The 17163-nt window shown below is 56.1% G+C and carries 16 protein-coding genes; 1 reads left to right on the plus strand and 15 read right to left on the minus strand.

The genetic code is table 11. The features are described 5' to 3' along the window. The first annotated feature begins 499 nt into the window (after positions 1-499). Positions 500-814 (plus strand): hypothetical protein, encoded by a 315-nt coding sequence (locus tag GTF44_RS19950; protein ID WP_171562866.1) that lies wholly within the window; start codon positions 500-502, stop codon positions 812-814. A 23-nt stretch (positions 815-837) separates the two neighbouring features. On the opposite strand, the gene GTF44_RS19955 is transcribed toward GTF44_RS19950, so the two are convergent. From GTF44_RS19955 to GTF44_RS20025, 15 genes are all read right to left on the minus strand, one after another. Next, on the minus strand, positions 838-3663 hold the full coding sequence (locus GTF44_RS19955) for a conjugal transfer protein TraG N-terminal domain-containing protein (protein ID WP_171562864.1): 2826 nt from the start codon (positions 3661-3663) through the stop codon (positions 838-840). Position 3664: 1 nt separating this feature from the next. Then, entirely contained in the window at positions 3665-5053 is a 1389-nt protein-coding gene (locus GTF44_RS19960) for a conjugal transfer protein TraH (RefSeq protein ID WP_171562863.1), read from the minus strand. Beyond that, on the minus strand, positions 5046-5873 hold the full coding sequence (locus GTF44_RS19965) for a conjugal transfer protein TraF (protein WP_171562860.1): 828 nt from the start codon (positions 5871-5873) through the stop codon (positions 5046-5048). Before GTF44_RS19965 ends, GTF44_RS19960 begins: the two co-directional genes overlap by 8 nt. Next, positions 5870-6268 carry a conjugal transfer protein TraF gene (gene traF, locus GTF44_RS19970; RefSeq protein ID WP_171562857.1) on the minus strand — a complete coding sequence of 133 codons (399 nt, stop codon included), beginning with the start codon at positions 6266-6268 and terminating at the stop codon, positions 5870-5872. The genes GTF44_RS19965 and traF overlap by 4 nt, the downstream gene beginning before the upstream one ends. Then, positions 6255-7952: a conjugal transfer protein TraN gene (gene traN / locus GTF44_RS19975; protein ID WP_171562854.1), complete on the minus strand. Its 1698-nt coding sequence runs from the start codon at positions 7950-7952 to the stop codon at positions 6255-6257. Before traN ends, traF begins: the two co-directional genes overlap by 14 nt. Further along, positions 7949-8665, minus strand: a complete 717-nt coding sequence (trbC, locus tag GTF44_RS19980) for a type-F conjugative transfer system pilin assembly protein TrbC (protein WP_171562851.1) — start codon at positions 8663-8665, stop codon at positions 7949-7951. Before trbC ends, traN begins: the two co-directional genes overlap by 4 nt. Continuing rightward, positions 8635-9636, minus strand: coding sequence for a conjugal transfer pilus assembly protein TraU (traU, locus tag GTF44_RS19985; RefSeq protein ID WP_171562848.1), 1002 nt, complete (start codon positions 9634-9636; stop codon positions 8635-8637). Before traU ends, trbC begins: the two co-directional genes overlap by 31 nt. Further along, positions 9633-10265, minus strand: a complete 633-nt coding sequence (gene traW / locus GTF44_RS19990; protein ID WP_171562846.1) for a type-F conjugative transfer system protein TraW — start codon at positions 10263-10265, stop codon at positions 9633-9635. The genes traU and traW overlap by 4 nt, the downstream gene beginning before the upstream one ends. After that, positions 10262-10798, minus strand: a complete 537-nt coding sequence (locus tag GTF44_RS19995; RefSeq protein ID WP_171562843.1) for a S26 family signal peptidase — start codon at positions 10796-10798, stop codon at positions 10262-10264. The genes traW and GTF44_RS19995 overlap by 4 nt, the downstream gene beginning before the upstream one ends. After that, positions 10795-11181: a TrbI F-type domain-containing protein gene (locus GTF44_RS20000; RefSeq protein WP_171562840.1), complete on the minus strand. Its 387-nt coding sequence runs from the start codon at positions 11179-11181 to the stop codon at positions 10795-10797. Before GTF44_RS20000 ends, GTF44_RS19995 begins: the two co-directional genes overlap by 4 nt. A gap of 456 nt (positions 11182-11637) precedes the next feature. Continuing rightward, positions 11638-14064, minus strand: a complete 2427-nt coding sequence (locus tag GTF44_RS20005; protein ID WP_253261374.1) for a TraC family protein — start codon at positions 14062-14064, stop codon at positions 11638-11640. Between the two features lie 53 nt (positions 14065-14117). Further along, on the minus strand, positions 14118-14516 hold the full coding sequence (locus tag GTF44_RS20010) for a TraV family lipoprotein (protein WP_171562835.1): 399 nt from the start codon (positions 14514-14516) through the stop codon (positions 14118-14120). A 96-nt stretch (positions 14517-14612) separates the two neighbouring features. Next, entirely contained in the window at positions 14613-15902 is a 1290-nt protein-coding gene (locus GTF44_RS20015; RefSeq protein ID WP_171562833.1) for a TrbI/VirB10 family protein, read from the minus strand. Then, positions 15899-16612, minus strand: coding sequence for a type-F conjugative transfer system secretin TraK (locus GTF44_RS20020; protein WP_171562831.1), 714 nt, complete (start codon positions 16610-16612; stop codon positions 15899-15901). The genes GTF44_RS20015 and GTF44_RS20020 overlap by 4 nt, the downstream gene beginning before the upstream one ends. Beyond that, positions 16609-17163, minus strand: a complete 555-nt coding sequence (locus tag GTF44_RS20025) for a TraE/TraK family type IV conjugative transfer system protein (protein WP_171562829.1) — start codon at positions 17161-17163, stop codon at positions 16609-16611. The genes GTF44_RS20020 and GTF44_RS20025 overlap by 4 nt, the downstream gene beginning before the upstream one ends.

Here is a 17163-nt window from a genome sequence, read left to right on the forward strand (position 1 = left end):
CCGATGAACCGATGAACCGATGAACCGATGAACCGATGAACCGATGAACCGATGATACGCCAGACCCATTCGGCCTGCAAGTAACAGGCTGAATCTATTGTGGAAATTGGCGGTTTTTAGCCAAGCACTCGCTGGCCAATCAAATCGTTCCATACTGAACAATAGAACTAGCTTGCTGCCTTCAGGAAATTCCCAAATCCTATACTTGGATAGGTAAAAATTATGGAGAGACCTGCGCCGTCAGGCTTTCATTCTGTCAACACGGCCCAGGTGTTTAGTCCCAGCCCCGATCTCTCGCCTGTCACTGTACATGGTGTGACATTTAAGGATATAGGAATCTATTGATGTCGCTAGAAAACTCTAGGCCCGTTTCTGATTAATCAGGGTACAGGGACACCCTCCTGTCGCATGATGGTCGAAGCAGGTCAGAATGAGACGTCGCCGCAAATTGGTTCTTTGAAATGTGGAAACGTGGCCAAAGATCTGATATAACGAGACTATGTTGAAGTCACTGATCCATAACCCGCGCCGTCGTGGCGCTTTGGGCGCACTGGTCGGCGCCCTTGGACCTTACATCTTGTGGGCATATGAGAACGGCGTTGCTCTGGGCGGCGACAGGGATTTGATCCTTTTCGTCTGCGGGGCCAGCGCGTTCTTTGCGATCATTGGGTACGGCGGATTTCACGGTGGTTTTCGCCGAGCCAAGGCGTTTCCCGAAGGCAACAGTCCATTCATCGACTTTGATGAACTAGACAAGTCCTTTCAAAGCGGTTCTTACGCTTGGATGCGAGAAGTCCGTGAGCGTCATTGGTAAAGAACAGTGAGTTGGATGCGCACTCATTGCTCATCCTTGGTATTGCGCTGATGCCCGTTGTCAACGTAGCCCTGCATCCCCGCTGACGGGCGCCACTCAACGCGATTGTCATCCGGAACCAACTGTCCGCCGGGGGCTTGGCCAATCAATTCACTGGCACTATTGGCCAAGGAACCATTGTTCGCTTCAGCGTTGCGATCGGCCGCGTTGGACGCCCGTCCCGCGACGGCGGCAGCCCCCGGTTCAACATCACCGACCTGTCCTGATTGGATCAGAATTTCCGTTTCTGCAGCGAGGAACCGTTCCGCAAGGGGCCCGGTTTGCGACGTCATGTGATTGTATGGGGACCCAGGCTCAGGAAGGCCGTTTTGACCGGGATCGGCAGGTGCCCTAACGGTTCCGCTTAAATCCCCGTGTATTAGCGGCTTGACCATCTCATCGATGTAGCGGGCGGAGAACTCGCCACGTAGCTCTGCCAACCGCGGATTATCGGTGCGACCATTCATCAACTCGGCAACCTGCGTGGGGCTCATCCCCCGATCGTCAATCATCCAGCTGGTGAAGGCGCCAGACACATCCAAACGACTATCGTAGAAGTCGCTTTGGGCGTGATCGGCGGCTTCGCTGTAGCTGTTGGCGGCGCGGAAGTAGTTATCAGCGGTGCGGCTCTGGCGAGAAAGCTCATCGACCGTGTTCCTGAATCCGTAGTCACCGGTTATACTCCAATCGCCGATCTCGGTATGGCTTGCCGATTGAGAAGCCTGAGTCAGGTCACTAATGGCATTGTCAACGCCCTGCCGACGGCTGGCTTCGGTCATTGTTGCGTATTTTTCCGCCGATACGCCTTGCTGTTCCAGACTGGTACGTGCATTGGCGGACAAAAAGTTCCAATCAACGCCTGCACTTGCATAGGTTCCGACCTGAACCGCGGTTTCTCGGGATATGGCATGCTCTTCCGCGAACCGATCAACAACATCCATCGACTGGGTCAAGGACGCCCTTTCTTCCGCACTGGTGTTCACACCGGATCCTGTGGACCAGGCATCCCCGGTTTTAATGGATTGCATGTACGAACTCGTGGTTGACGAAAGCTCGGCCACGGATTGTTCAGAGGACTGCCGCAGGTTGTTGCCGGTCTCGCGCATGTCGGTGGCTGTATCCCGCAGAGACGACACAACGCTCTGACCAATCGACAGATTTGCAGCCGTGTTCACGCGGGAACTGCCGCCATCGATACCAATGGAACCGTCGGCGTTCGTCGTAATCAGCGAACCATCCGCGCCATAATAGCTTGAACGTCCGGTGTCGGTGAACGGGGAGGTGACATTGCGGTTGGCCGATATGTTATCGTAGGAGACATTGTTGCGCGCGTAGTTGTCCCTGCTCACGTTGTGGAAATTGCGGTTGCCGATACTCGCATTGCCGTAAGCAAAATTCCCGGTCGTCATTTCACGGCCCGTCTCGGAAGCGGCACTTTGTGATACGGCCAGCATCGATGTCGCGAGGCCAACCATCCTTTGTGTGCCGAGGAATATCGCAGCTGCGACAAAGGGTACCGACATCATCAGGTAGCCGGCCATCGCCGCGACATCCTGGCCAATGGAGTAGACCCCAAAGTGGTTGGCCCAGTTCATGACACTGTCGGTGTAAGCCCCGCTGGTGGATGCAGAGGTAATCGTCTGAAACCGGTCCACGGAGGCATTCATCATCAGCGAATGAAGAATGGCCGATAGCGGCTCCCAGGAGGCGAGCCAGACAAACCCCCCGAAGTAGGCACGGGCAACGGTCATCGCGAACGGCGTCATCATCAGGGCAAGCGCGATCGGAAACGCGCCGTAATAGAGGTTCTCAAAGACGATCTTGAGATAGGGTACCCAGTTCAGCGCGTTGGCGCCGACCGCCTGATAACTGGACCGGGTTTGAAGCTCCGCGCGCGCGGACTGCAGGTGCTGCAGCGCGGCTGCGTTGCCGGTTGCAGATATCCCCCGATGCGCCGCGTCGTCAAAGGCTGCGATCAGCATCGATTGCTTCACATGCTCCTCAGCAGAGGTGGCCGCATAGCCTGCAAAGGCGGCAAAATCCGATATGGTGGCGCGCAAGTCGTTGATCGCCAGCGTTGGATCACTCCCCTGGAAAGTTGACGCGGCTTGCGCCCCAAGCACAACATTCACTTCGCCATTAATCTGACTGACAATATCGGGCCAACCGTCAGCACAGGTGCGCGTGGTGCGGGTCACGATATCATAATACGCCAGCGACTGCGGCATACTGGCCGTGATCATGTCTTCAAGGTTACCGGATCGGGTCACCAGGTCGGGAGAGATGTAACGCAGATCGACGGCGTCTATGACACATTGATCAAAGAAGTTTGTCAGGTTCTCATGGACGGTCGATGTGACAGCCCGCCAGCGGGCCGATTTCGTCATCAAAGTGGCACCGAACAGCATGCCATGCCGCTGATAGGAAAGGTTGGTCGGAGGTGAAAAGAGCGCCTCGAACTGCGTTGTCAGCACATTCGAGAACCGGGACGTGAAAGAGCCGACATAGGCAACGGTTGTCGGGACATTGCTGACCGTGGAAGACCATAGAGGTCCTTTCGTCTTGTCGAAGATGATCACGTCAGATTTATCTGCGACACTGAGCCCTCCAACCAGGCCAATGACGACATAGGCTTTCACAGCCTGCTTGAGATCGCCACCCAGAAACACTTGGAACACCAGCACAATCAGGCCGGCCAGAAGCGCAATATTGACCAATGCGGCGGCATTTGCCGTGTTGAAGAACGCGGCAAGCGCATTGAGTGTCGTTGTCAGGAATTCGCCACCGCCGGTGGTGTAGATTTCAAGCATCTCAGAATTCCACCACCTGCGTCGCCAACCACCCCGCGCGCTCGCCAGACAAGGTGGTCTGGACGGTCATCAACCGTGTCAGGGTGGCAACGGCATCATTAAAGCGCTCGGCCGCTTCACGGCGCATGGCGGAGAAGTTTGCATAGCTGTCGGTGACCTGCGTGCGATACTCCCCAAGTTGCGGGCCCAACCCTTCCGTGTTGCTTGCCAGTTTCAGCATCTCTTCCAGCGCTTCGCGGGTGTAAAGCATGGCAAAGTCCAACGCGACCAACTCCGCCATCAGCGCGATCTCGTCACCAACAAATTGATACTTGTACGACCGGGCGGTCTTCAGGATTTCGTAGACCGGCACTGACGTCATCCCGATCAACCCCTCCGATCCAAGGGGCAATGCGGTGTCGGTGGCAAGGGCGGTGTTGATGCCTTCAAGGATTTCCGTCACGCGGGCATAGAGCGCCTGGTCAGCGGGAAGCGACAGGGTTGCCAAGGTTGGGTTGAGACAGCGATCAGCCGGATCTGTGTTGCACCGCAACACCTCAACTTCGCCCCCCTCGACCAATGTGCGGATCATCTGAGATGAAAACGCCCGCGGGGGGTAATTGGTGTGCGACCGTGGTGTATTATCATTGGTGCCACCAATGACGATGATTGTGCCGGTGATGGTCATGAAGAACTCGGCCAGTTCATCATCCGACGCAAGGAACGTGTTGTTGCGCGACGCCTTCCAGGCGTAGTTCACATTGACCGGGAGTTGGGCCTGCAGTTCCGGAGCGCCGGCCTCGAGGGTATTCGTATGATCCCCACCCGTACCACAATTGTGCCGTGCTCGGGCGCGGTCCGCCACCATTCCGCTTTGCGTCGCGATGGACTGACAAATGTGCTGAGACGCTGCGTCCGTTTGTGGCCAGACCGACGCAACCAGGGCCTGGCTCGCTTCGCATGAGTTGATGTTCATGGCGTTGACCCGTTGCTGCAGGTCCCGCAGCTTGCCAACCACTTCCTGCACCGATGGCGAGAGGCTTTCGAGAGCCAGCTCAAAGGCAAACCCTGCAGCATTGGCCATGATCGCTTCCATCATCGCAATCAGTTCATCGGCAGACAGAAACGAGAAGGCACCGGCAAAAACATCGATGCCGCCGCATCCTGCCCGCACGCTTGGGAGCTGAATGGACGCAATCTGGCTGTTGCGGGGTTGTGTGCGGACATAAAGTGACCCGAGAGATATATATCCGGCGCGTTGACCGTCGTAGGCCGAGGGCCTGGTGACATTCACACCACCTGACGAGCGTGCCCAGAAGTCAGCAAGGTCACTTCCCACCTGTGAAAACGCTGCACCAGGGGCCAGCAATACCAAGGCAACAGTCCATGCAGAGAGCGGAGACTTAATCATAGAGTTCTCCTTCAGGAATGCTGGTGATGATGCGAATACGGTCCAGAACAATGTCCTGGGTCATCAAACCGGCACCAATCAGATCGACCTGACCGGAACGGGGTTCCACCAAAGCCAGAAATGGCGATGGAACGTGCGCGAAGCCAAGGTTTCTGATTTCACCTCGATCAACCCGACTGTCAGGAAAGCCGGGCAGAACGATTCCATCCCGGGTAACCGCCAGCACGGCCACACCATATTGCTGGACGAGAGCCTGAAGCACTTCGCCTTGCGTGGCGCAGACGAGGCAAGACGGTGATCCCTCGTAAACGAACATAAGCGCGCGCTCTGTCGTTGCGGTCTGAAAAGCGGCTTCACGGTCAACATCGAGCCTGTCCTGGTAGAGATTGCTGCCGATCTGGGACAGCGGTCGATCGACATTTGCATCGAGGTTGGGGTTTGCGAACAGGTTGCGCTGCCAGACCTCGGTGAACAGGCCAGCCTGACGGACCATGGCCGCCTGAGCCTCCATATAGGCGACGACGTTCTCCGGTGTCGGTTCGAGGATCGCACGATGCTTCAACTCATCCAGTTGGGCGCGGTACTCTTCAACTTGTTGCGTATAGGTTTTCGGAGGAGCCGGCGGCGGGGCAGGGGGATGTTCCCCGGCCACCTCCGGCTCCTCTTCCCCTACTGCGGTGGGGGCGCAGTAGAAGTACCAGCCTGTGGTTCGCGGGTCATCGCACGCAAAACCACGGCTGGAGGTTGGTTCTGTCGGATCCGCAAAAGCGGGCGTTGCAACGGCCAACATGGCCGCGAACGCCGAGCAAAACCGTTTCATAGCAGCGCGCTTTCCCGAAGCGCTGATGACAGGCGCGACACGAAATGGCGCATGGTTCTGACACCCTCGACATGATGGGTGATGCGCTGGTGTTTACTGTTGAAGATGAGAACCTGCGGGACCGACTGAAACTGGGCCGTGAGCGGATGCCGTAAACCATCTTCAAAGTGGGTGAATGGATAAACCGGTTGTCCGTCCATGGACGCCACCAGCACGTCAATGCCGGTTTCGTCCTGAAGCTGTTTCAAGACCGGTGCAATGGCCGCACAGTATCGACAAGTGCTTTGTGCAACGAAAATCAGACCCAATTGCGACGGAGATGCGTTGGCAGTATGCGCTGACAGCAGCAGCGCCGCCGGCAACGCGGCAACAAACCTGCGCCTATTCATAGACATCCCGAACCTCCGGATGAGACAGAAGAATGTTGTCCTGGATCAGCCCGGACAGATCTGATGGTGCGATTGATCCAACGGTTTCAAATGCCTCACCAAACGCAGATGAGAAGTCGATGCGGTTCCAATCGATTTCATTCAACTCTTCCTGGGTCATCGCGCGACAACTGAAGCTGCCGTAGAGCTGTCGTTGTCCTTGCTCGGAAATGATCCGCGCGATCCGGCTGTTATAGGTGCAGTACCGACGTGACCGCTCAGCACAGACAAACAAGAGACGTTCAGAACAATATGTGCTCATGTAGACGGCAGAACCGGCCTGTAGTGCGCCGTAAAGAGCGACTTCGTCCTCGTTGCATTCTGCGATCACGCCAAGCGCCCAACCAGAGTCGCGACAGCAGTTGATTGACCTCAAGATACCAACGCGGCAGCGGCGGCGCGTTGCGCTAAAATACTGCACATCGAAGTCGTCGTTGACATTGCCGAGAAGCCGATCTGCAAGTGACATGTCGTGTTCAAACTCGGTTGCCAGTGTGTTCAGAGTCTCGATACCAACAAGGGCGTGCCCAATGTCATCACTCGTGTTGTGTGGAATTGATTGCGTGACGCCACCAACGGTGACGTTGACGGCTTCGCAGGTCGCATCGAACGCTTGACTGTCTTGGGACCCACATTGGTATGTCTGTTCAAAGGTGCCACAAACGCCATCTTCGTCCATCGCGTAGCAAACTGAATTGGTCAGGCTGCAGCCCGGATCGGTTTCGAGCGAACCGCAGTCACTCATGTACTCAGTGGACGCGCAGGTCCATTCTGTCTGTTCTTCCGTACAGGTCATTGGGACCAGCTCATCGTTCACAACTTCAACGGAGGGGCCGGACGTGCAGGTGGTTACGGGCGCACCACACAGCATCGAGGAAAAGTCATCTTCGCAAGTTTCAGACCACGTGATGATCGGATCGTTGACGATGACAGGTCCAACAGGATTTCCAACAACTGTCATAGGTTCGTCGCTGGAACAGACGAACTCATAAACACGAGGAGAACAGTTGCCCAAAAGAAAATCTCCTGGACACTCGTCTGACGTCATGTTGCAATAATCAGCTGCAATGAGATTGTCGCGGCATATCGCATCACCGAAAATGAAGCCAATGAGGCCGCCTCGGACTTCACATCGATGCTGTTGGGTCTTTGTGACAGTGATTTCTGCAGTAGAGGTGCAAACAGATGTGGTTTGTGTGCGCGCACGGTTGCAGACGCGCTGAAATAGCGGCGCATCTTTAAAGCTTTCAACGCTGCAGCCACCACCGGAGGTCGAGAATGCGGTTGGGTCAACAAGCGCATCCGGGTTGGAGACCGCGGCATCAGCAACACCGAGAAGACTCTGATCTGTAGCGGAAACGCTCCAATCATTCACGTTGTTATGGAAAGTCGAATACGCATTGCCTTCGGTCGTGTCCGAACCGGACATGATCAAGCCGGCGTCTTCGAGATCCCCGGTTCCCATGCTCGACTGGGGAAGCTCTGTCTCGACAGGGACACCAAGCACATCTTCTGCTGTCGATGTGGAGTAATCCGTGAAGCGTTGGGCGTTGCCAAGAGCTTCTTGAGCAAGACCCTGATAGTCCACATCAGATTGAGCCCACGAAAGCGACGGCAAGCAGAAAAGAACGAGTAAGACTGATCTCATCATGGGTCAGACTCCAGGATCACCTGCACCGGCACAGCATGTGCCGTGTTACCTTTAGTGATCACGTCCAGCAGAAAACGAAGTGGTACATTACCGGCGACGCGATCATGGTCAGGAACCTCATCAGCATCGCAGCCCTGGGTTTCACAGACATCGAGGTCGACCATCGTGGAGACGAGGGTAGGGACCGCCGAAACCTCAAAGCGTGTGAACAGCGTTGGATCGATAATGAAGCCGTGAGAGATATCGGAGCCTTCATAGATCGAACGAACACGTTGCTCGGTCGCCAGGACCGAGTTGTCGACAAAACCGTTGAAGACCACCGGGATGCCAAGATCGGCTGCATCAGTAAGAACGGCTTTCAACGACGGTTCCGGCATGGAGAAAGACGCAAAGACGAACACCCCGCCAGGATAGCGACGCTCTTCAGCAATACCCTCGGGCAGATCACCGGGACCGATGTTCAGCATCTCGCGCACACGGCCATTCTCAAGGCTGTCGAGCGCGCGCGCAGTGAGATCATCCGGCAGGCCAAATTCCTGTTGGAGGAGGCGCAGACGCGACTGGAGGTCCTCGCCAATCGCATCCGCCTCTTCCAGACGATCATCAATCAATGCGCCGTGCGTGGCGGCACTTGGCAGTTGATCGGCGGAGAGGGCGGACGCTGAGAAGCCGAGGAGAAGGATTACAATGCGCAGCAATTTCTCTTCCTCCAAAACAGGTAGCCAAAAGATTCGCCGATATAGGGGATCTCCTTGTACCGGTCGTAAAACTGGGTGGAGGCGCCAATGGGGGCGCAGGCGTAGCGGCCGGATGTGGCAGGGAAGGGGCGGGTGATCTGCCGGCGATACTGGCTCTTGGGAATGATTGGCGCGAGTTGCGGGCTGCAAAGCGAGTTGGGTGACGAGGTGTTCCGCGCGAGCAACATCCGATGCATGCGTGAAAGGAGTTTCGCAGAGACCACGGAGGTCGCCTGAACACCGCCAATGTGATTGTTTGCGTCACCGGTCACAGGGTAAAGCGAACCCGAACAACCATCGCACCAGAACAGCTTATCAATTGGCAAATTGCCAGACGAAGCAACCGCACAATCGGCAGCACAAGCACCTTGCGCGATGGGGTTGGCGAACAGCAGCGCTTCAGGGTTCAACAGGAGCGAGAGCTCCGCATCCATCCAGAGCGGATCCAGTTCACTCATCCAGGCCAGATCAAATGCCGTTGTTTCCAGACAAAGGGCATCAATGGCGGTCCCGAGCATCGAAATGAGGGGATAATAATAGTAGTGCACGTGCCACTTGGAGCCGTTGTCGCCCCCATCACTGGCGTTCACGCTAGTGTTGCCGCGTGAAAACAACCCAAAATCGACATCAAACCCGAGATTTGAGAAGCATCCGGTCTCGTTAGAGACATCGACCAAACGTGCTGGCTCCCAGATGCCGATTGCCAGACCAACCCGCGGGATCGGAAAGGCAGGGCAGACACAAAGCGGAAAACCCGGATTTCTTGTGTCCGGCCGCGACGTGTTGAGGCTCACCGGGACCGGACCAACCGTAATTGGAAAAATGCAATCCCAACAGACTTCCGTGATGGGATTCAGAAAGCGGGCATTGCATTTTGCATTTGCAACGCTGACCGACAAAACGAGCGCGGCAAACGCAGCCAGCACGATCCTTGAAAGGTAAGTCATTGGCTATCACCTCGCGAGACGGGGATTTCTTCGACAAGCATCAAGGGATCAGCGCGGCTGACGACAGAAGGGACAACAGTCAGACCAAAGCGTTCAGAAATCACGCCACCCTGGTCGAAGTAGAAGAGCATTTGATGCGTTTCTGTGAGCTCCAAGGGCGGGCCGTTCACCAGGATCAGTTTGACCGGCTCCTGGTTGGCGAGATCCACGGCAAAAGCGACCTGATCCGGATCATCACCATCAATGAACACCAGACGCTGATTAAACCGACTATGGTCCAAAGGATTCACACGGGTGCCGGCCCGGGCGAAGACAACGCCGCGATGGTCTGAAAGATCACGGTCCAGAGTAATCGACAGATCCACGTTGTAGCTTCTGTAAATCTCGGCGGGGCGCATTCCGGGGACAGGGATTGGCCGGTTCACCCTGGCGCGCGCCTTGTCCTGCATATCTTGCTGCATCTGCGCGAGTTCGCCATTGCCTTCCATCTCGGTCAGGCGGTTCATGATCGTATCAAGAACGGAGGGTTCCTCGACAGGGAACAGCGCGCCGAACACGCCGTAATCAACCGCATGAACTGGTTGCGCCAAGGTAGTGAGTGACGCCAAAACAGTCAGAGTGCGCTTCATAAACCCGCCTCCCGCCAATCCGACATGAGGGGCAACGGCCATCCTCGACCGAGCAACTGGTCTTCAGCAATCAGCCCAATGACGCTGTAGCGACTGTCGAGACTGTCTGGAGAGGTGCCAAAGACAGCATAGTGACCCTTTGGAATGACCCCGGGCGCAATGCCGGTAGCAATCGGTTTACCGTCCTTGATCCAAAGCGGGTAACACTGATCCTTGACGCAGGGGCTACCATCAGCGTTCAGGGTAATTTCATCGCCGGGCATGCCACCAATGCGCTTCACAAACTGGTATTCGCCAAAACGTGAACGCAGGACGTCAGGCATCTGCGCTGAGACGACAACGCCATACGAGAGCAAGACGGGGCGCTCATACATCAGAAAAGCAGGCTCTTCGAGTGACCCGGATGCATTCATCACGATATCGCACTGATCGAGAACAAAAATGCAGGCCACAGCGAAGAGGAGGGTGCAAACGCCAAACACCTTGCGTGCACGACTGATCTTTGGTCGGGAAGAAAATGCAAGATCAGTCATTGCAAAAGCCCCGTGTTGTAAAGAACCTCCGAGGTCACATCGCGTATGCCAGCCAGTACGGCGTCAGAACTGACGATCACAAGGCCATGCTCCCTGGCATAGGCTTGGACAATCGGATCCAGGTTGGCGTTCAAAACTCTGACACGCGCTTGCAGCTCTTCATCAGAAACAGCGCTGCCCTGGGCATCGACAAACGCGCGAATGAGGTCCGCCGCGTCAATCGATACCACTTCAGGACGTCCAAGATTACCGGTGCGCTCCAGCAACGTCAGGGTGATTGCGACGTTCACAAGAGCGAGGCAGACGGTGCCAGCAAAATAGCCGATAATATTCGTTATGTTAAATGAGTCAGCATTACTGACCTTATTTTGTGAGTTAGGCATCCGTTAACCTCCCAATTTCATTGAGAGACCGCTCGATAAACCGATCAGATGTCCGCAACTGGAATATGAGATCCGGAGACCCTGTGATAACATCGCGCCACGCCAAATGCGCATGCCTCAGTGAATAACCCGATGTGAATCCAAAACACTGGCTCGGTAGATTTGGGAAGGGAACGATGGGGCTTGCCGGGCCGCCGGGTCGTTTTCCAATCTCAAAATCATCTAACAACACAATCCTGTGGCGCCACGGTTGTGGCAGTTCCTGGCGCGTCGAAGACGTGCTCCAAGCGCGATGATATCTGGCGCCAGAGAGCTCCCTTTCCAACAACTTGAGAAGAGTTGTCCCGCCCAAGCCAGATGTTCCAAAGAAAAGTGCAGAGCCGGTAAACCCAGTGAGGCGTCGCAATACATCTGCGGAAGACAAAATGGTTTGTCTTGATTGGGTCCATCTTGGCATCAGATGACCTCCCCACTCTCAACAAGCTGTTCGAGTGCATCGCCCATATTCATGCCGCGCACATCCACCAGTTCGTTGAGCTTCTGAACCGTGTGTCCGGTGGTTGAAAAGACCGCCAAGGAGTACTTGTCCAGAAGCAGGCGGCCAAAGAGCCAGCCGTCCGGACCGCGAATGCCGCATTCGGAAAACTGGCCTTTGATGGAGGTGAGTGACTTCAAACTATGCGAGATGTTTTCTGGCGCATTCAGACGCCCATCCGCCACAAGCTGATCGATGACCTCTGGTTTTTGCGATAAGAAGATCGTCCAATCGCTGTTTTGAAGACAAACCAGCGCGGCTGGATTTTCATAGTAATCCAGCATGGACTGGGTGCCAGTGATGAGCGCGCCAGTGTATTTGCGCGCGCGGCGCACAACGCCTTCAAGGAAGTTGGCTGTCTCGGCCCCAAGCATGTCCCAGGCTTCATCAATCAGGATCGCGACGCGGGTCGAACGCTCCGTCTTGAACATCAGTTCCGTTCCGAGGAACATGATGATCTGCAGGACGACAGCTTCCAGATCCTTCTGAGATTTCAGTTCTGACATCTCGAAAACGGTAAAGGCGCTATTGATTGAGACATTGGATGGGCCGTCAAACATTTCACCGTAGGTGCCGCCTACCGCATAGCGGCTCAGTTTGGTCACGACGTCGGTCAACCGCGGCTCTTTCTCGACTTTCGACTTCAGAATTTTCAGGACTTCGGTGACATTGCCATCGTTGCCGAATTCTTCCCAAACCTCAGCGCAAGCCAGTTCGATGAATTCCTCTTCAATCCGGGAAACCCGACCTTCGCGCTGTTCTCCCAGGCTCGCCATCGTCGCGATAACACGGGTGATCAGTTCCAGCGCCTCGCCTCGGTATTCAATTGAGTCCATGTGTTCGGCACTGAGCATCGCGAATGGATTGAGGCGGAATTGGCTACCGGACCCGATGCTCAGCCAGTCACCACCGATGATTTCACATGTCGTCTTGAACGACTGCCCATCGTCAATGACCAGGACCCGACCTCCGCCCGAGTAGATCGATGTGACCAGCTCCTGCATGAAGACCGACTTGCCGGCACCTGACTTGCCGACAACAGAAACGTTGTAGTTGCCCGACGAGTGATAATTGTCCCAGTCACACAGCTGCCCCTGTCGGCCACACAAGAGCAACCCTGTATGCGCGCGAGATCCAACGTATTCGCCGTGAATTGGAGCCAATACGGTAACTGCCGCGCCTTTCCGTTTTTTGACGCGAGATGCCTTGCGCATATCGTCAATGCGAGGTCCACTGGCTTGAAATGGCAGCCCCGCGAGAAACACAGGAAGCTGGAGGTAGTTGTCCTTCTCCAGGGTCACCCCAACCATGGAGTAGATCTTGCGCATCTCCGATAGAGCAGCTGTACTGTCGTCAACGTCGCCGCGTGCATAAGCTGACACTGTTGTGAGTGTCTCAAAGAGACGTTCGCCGCGTTCGAGTTCAGCTTGCAATCCCGCATACTCAGCATCTTGTTGCGGCAAATCAGACATCCATTTGCCAAAGTTGGTCATCTTCGCATGTTCGAGTTTTGCCCGCTTTTTCACTATTTCTGACATGCTCTGACGATTTGGTCGGGATCGCGCCGTCAGGCAGGTCAGAACCGGGCCGTGCGGGTTGTCATTGGGGCGATCTGGCGACCCGTTGAATAACGCCCCCAAAGCGGCTGACCATTCATGAGGCACCATCCGGACGGTCGCAGACGAAACAGACAGTGCCGGTGAATTGAGGAACGACATGCCATTGCTTGCGATGGCCAGCCCTGCCCCGGGCAATTGGTAGTTCAGAGGGACGTCATCATCATAGACAAGTGGTTCAGAAGAGACATCGCCACGGCTGTGAAGCATCTCTGACAGCAATTCCAGGAAGGTGTTAGGCTGCACATTCACGCAAAGCGTTTCGCCGCCCATGGCAAGAATGAGGTTCCGCCGAAACTCCTTCAGTCCTTTCAGCTGGCTTTGCGAGGGGTCACCATCGACCCAACCAGCAATAAGAATGCGGCGCGTATGCGGCACGCATTTCATGTGACCATTCGTGCCAAACCGCAGACTGTTAAAGTGCGCGATGCGGCGTTCAACCATCTTACGCATCAAAGGCGTTTGAACATGCCTCTGGCGCGACCACCGCGTCAGGTTCGGCATCAGGTTCGGCGATGCCCAGGAGATGAATTGAACAGTCCCCTCGGGTGGGCAGTAGCTGGAAATGGCTGTCTGCAATGCGCCAAAGACATCGGTGCCAACGACAGGCGGCGTTTCCAGTAGAAAGCCGACTGTCCCATCATTGTGAAACAGGTTGTCCTCGGGGTTGTACACTCGGTACGACAGGAGATCAGAGAACACATGGTCCACAAAGGACTTGCGATCCTCCATCGTGAAGGGCGCATCATCCAGGAGTGACGACATGAAGTTGGAAAACGCTCCCACTATCGTGCTCCCCAGCGTGCTTCGCGGACAACAAAGTGGGCGTAGGTCCCCTCATGAAGGATCTCGGCTTCATCCAGGTAAGGTGGCAACCAGAGCCGACCTGTCTTTTCGGGAATTCTGTACCGTGCCGATTGATAAGGCGTTCCACCGGCCGGGACACCGACGATTGCGGCTCCAGACTTGCCGCCAGCAAGGATAGGCTGCGCCAGCCGATCATTTTGGCTGTCTTGGCCATTTTCGGCAATAGTGCTACCGCCAACTGCGCCTGCTCCATCGATCTCGGCAATCGTCCTGCAGGGCTGCCCGGTTTGTGCACCGCAGAGGAAGTTATTCTCGGTGTTGCCGCCACCACACCCGGTCAGGGCAACGGCCAACACAAAAATGAGTGGGCGCTTCATTCTCAATTCTCCAGGTAAGACGGGAGCATGGGACCACAAAACATCTCATGCTCGGCGCATGCGCTGACCAATGCGCAGAGGATGAAGATACAGACCCTATTCAAGGTTCACACCCTCCAGAAAAACGAGTTCGACCTGCGTTCCGCCGTAGAGCGAGACGACGGGCTGATATTGTTCAGCGCGCTCGATGTAATACTCGCTCAGACGATTGGCGGCACCGCTCGCACCACTGGCAGCCGATGCTACGCCGGCGCTCCTCAGTACATCTTCAAACGAGGTCGCATCAGCTCCCGAGGCGGCATTCCCGACGCTGTTGATTCCATCGGCCAAACCACCAAGTGCGCCAGCGATAGCGGCGTTGTTGATCAACCGGCCTTCGCGAGAGACAACCAAACCACGGGCCCCTGCCTTGCCCGCCCCACTCATGTACCCGGCGACATCTGTTTCGAAGACCCGACCACCAGACTGTACGCAAGACAGTTTCAGCAACCGGACATAAACACGCTCGGAACTCAGATCCCCCCGCGCCGATCCGGTCACAGTGCACCCGGTCAGATCAATTGTGTGACCGTGGGTAGAGCGTGTGCCGGCCGTCACTGCAGGTGCTGTGATCCGGAACACCACCGGTACCGGCTCTGCCTGACTGGTCACGGAGGTTGATGCGTCAACACCGGATAAGACGATGGCAGGCGCATAAGAGCCAGCAGGCAGATAGTTCGACAGATAGATGGCTCTTGTGTCATCGCCTGGAGATGAGCCCGAAGACGTCAGCGTGAATTGGCGGGAAAACGGGACAGGTTCGAACGCGGGAGGTGTGCCAGAAGACACCACTCCGCCACCTGTTTGGGTTTGCGTGGGCATATTCCCACCAGCGCCATTGTCAGGCTGACCCTGCGGACCGAGAGGGCCAGGAACTGGGGGGCGCACAGCGCCAGGCGCAAGGAAATCAGACGCCAAATCGCTGCCGGCGACATCAAACCCTGTGCCTTGCGGTGCGGCTCCCTGCCCTGCCTCAAGCCGCTGCTGCAAAGCGTTGATCGTCTCTTCATACCGCAAGAGTATTGCGTCGTATTCTGCAGCCGTTTGAGCCTTCTCGGCTTCATGAAGCTCAACCATCGTCTGAACAGATGTCTCCAGGTTCTCATACCTGTCACGAAGGTCCTCAAGCTCGGTCGCGGCATTCCTGATCCATGACATTTCCGGTGCAGCGGCGCGCGTGCGATCCGCAATCATCGTCGTCGTGACGCCGCTTTCTGCACGACTTGCGGGCACTCCAGGTGTGCTGCGATTGAGTGTTTGACTAACGACATACAGCGCGCCGACAACGACAACACAAATCATACCACCGATGATCAGTTGCTTGTGTCTGCGAGACGAACTGCTCATCTTGTGTCCTCCACAACAATGACCCAAACCTTTCCGCCCGAGATCACCCGGTCGACATAGACGGCAAGTGTCCGGCTGGATCGATAAAACTGACGTTCAACTGGAATCTGCCCGCCCGGCGCACTGGCGACAGAAATGCGGGCGATCAGGCCACCGGCAGAATAGGACGCGAAGTTCCCCACGCGCTGTCCGGACGCCGGACGATCACCAATGCGCGCGGCATAGGCTTGACGGGTAAAGCTGACCAGATTTGCTGTACGGGATACGCCACTGCTACCAGAGTTGACAACGAATCCGGAGCCGTCAGCAGACGCGGTGGACTGGTCGCGGCCCCCTGGAGCAGATGAAACTCCACGCAGCGTGATCAGAACAGTGTGGTTATCCAGTTCCGTCTTTGGAGTCATCGTGAAACCGATCGTGTGACCGCTCTCCGTCACGATGTACCCACTCTCGGAGGTCGGTTGCCCTCCGGCAAAGCGGAGAAACACGTCTCCTGTGCTCTCATCATTGACCATCTCAAAATTGCTGGAACTCTGCAGGATCTTCGAAATGCGATGATTGACGACAGAAATCCGGGTCGGTCCCGTAACGGATGCATCAAACGAGATGTTCTGATCGGGTCGGGTCGTTATGCGCACGGTATCCGCCGCGGCAGAAATCACGGAAAAGCAGATGAAAGCAATCAGTGCGACAATTAAAAAACGGCTCATGACGACGTCTCCTCGACGGTCATGGACGCGAGACGCACTGACGATGCCTCTTCCACAAAGATCAGAGTGATCACCCTCTCCTCTTGGGCCACACGCTGCGTTTCGATAAAGGTGGCGAGGTTCCCGGTGACCACGATCCGCAGACTGTTCATGTCGTGATCAAGTCTTTCCGGAAAGAATGTCGTCGTGATGCGGCGCTCGCGAATGTCCTCGGCAACGGCATCGAATGAATCGAGTAGACGCGGTCTGTCACGCACGCTGGACAGACGTTCAATGACACGCCGACCATAAGCGGCCGTCTCCGGGGAAACATTGTAGAACGCGTACACAGCGTCCAATGCCAGAGACTCGACATAGCGTGAATCGACGGCACCAGCGGCGACCATGCCGTCACTGATGCGGGATGGGACGAGAACTGTGGTCCGCTGAACCTGGGCATTCGACGCGACCAGCATGACAATGGCGACCAACTGGGCAAGCGCAACCACAACCAAAAGATTGCGTGCACCGCGCGCGGCGCGGAGTTGACGCGCTTGTTGAGCAGGACTCAT

It is taken from the genome of Roseobacter sp. HKCCD6576-2, from assembly GCF_013179285.1.
GTDB lineage: Bacteria > Pseudomonadota > Alphaproteobacteria > Rhodobacterales > Rhodobacteraceae > Rhodophyticola > Rhodophyticola oceani.

Coding starts and splice junctions, on each gene's coding strand:
- GTF44_RS19995 (WP_171562843.1), bottom strand. CDS start 10,798: ATGACTGATCTTGCATTTTCTTCCCGACCAAAGATCAGTCGTGCACGC.
- traU (WP_171562848.1), bottom strand. CDS start 9,636: ATGACTTACCTTTCAAGGATCGTGCTGGCTGCGTTTGCCGCGCTCGTT.
- GTF44_RS20010 (WP_171562835.1), bottom strand. CDS start 14,516: ATGAAGCGCCCACTCATTTTTGTGTTGGCCGTTGCCCTGACCGGGTGT.
- traW (WP_171562846.1), bottom strand. CDS start 10,265: ATGAAGCGCACTCTGACTGTTTTGGCGTCACTCACTACCTTGGCGCAA.
- GTF44_RS20020 (WP_171562831.1), bottom strand. CDS start 16,612: ATGAGCCGTTTTTTAATTGTCGCACTGATTGCTTTCATCTGCTTTTCC.
- GTF44_RS20000 (WP_171562840.1), bottom strand. CDS start 11,181: ATGCCTAACTCACAAAATAAGGTCAGTAATGCTGACTCATTTAACATA.
- GTF44_RS19955 (WP_171562864.1), bottom strand. CDS start 3,663: ATGCTTGAAATCTACACCACCGGCGGTGGCGAATTCCTGACAACGACA.
- GTF44_RS19950 (WP_171562866.1), top strand. CDS start 500: ATGTTGAAGTCACTGATCCATAACCCGCGCCGTCGTGGCGCTTTGGGC.
- GTF44_RS19960 (WP_171562863.1), bottom strand. CDS start 5,053: ATGATTAAGTCTCCGCTCTCTGCATGGACTGTTGCCTTGGTATTGCTG.
- GTF44_RS20025 (WP_171562829.1), bottom strand. CDS start 17,163: ATGAGTCCTGCTCAACAAGCGCGTCAACTCCGCGCCGCGCGCGGTGCA.
- GTF44_RS20005 (WP_253261374.1), bottom strand. CDS start 14,064: ATGGAGGATCGCAAGTCCTTTGTGGACCATGTGTTCTCTGATCTCCTG.
- traF (WP_171562857.1), bottom strand. CDS start 6,268: ATGTCTATGAATAGGCGCAGGTTTGTTGCCGCGTTGCCGGCGGCGCTG.
- GTF44_RS20015 (WP_171562833.1), bottom strand. CDS start 15,902: ATGAGCAGTTCGTCTCGCAGACACAAGCAACTGATCATCGGTGGTATG.
- traN (WP_171562854.1), bottom strand. CDS start 7,952: ATGATGAGATCAGTCTTACTCGTTCTTTTCTGCTTGCCGTCGCTTTCG.
- GTF44_RS19965 (WP_171562860.1), bottom strand. CDS start 5,873: ATGAAACGGTTTTGCTCGGCGTTCGCGGCCATGTTGGCCGTTGCAACG.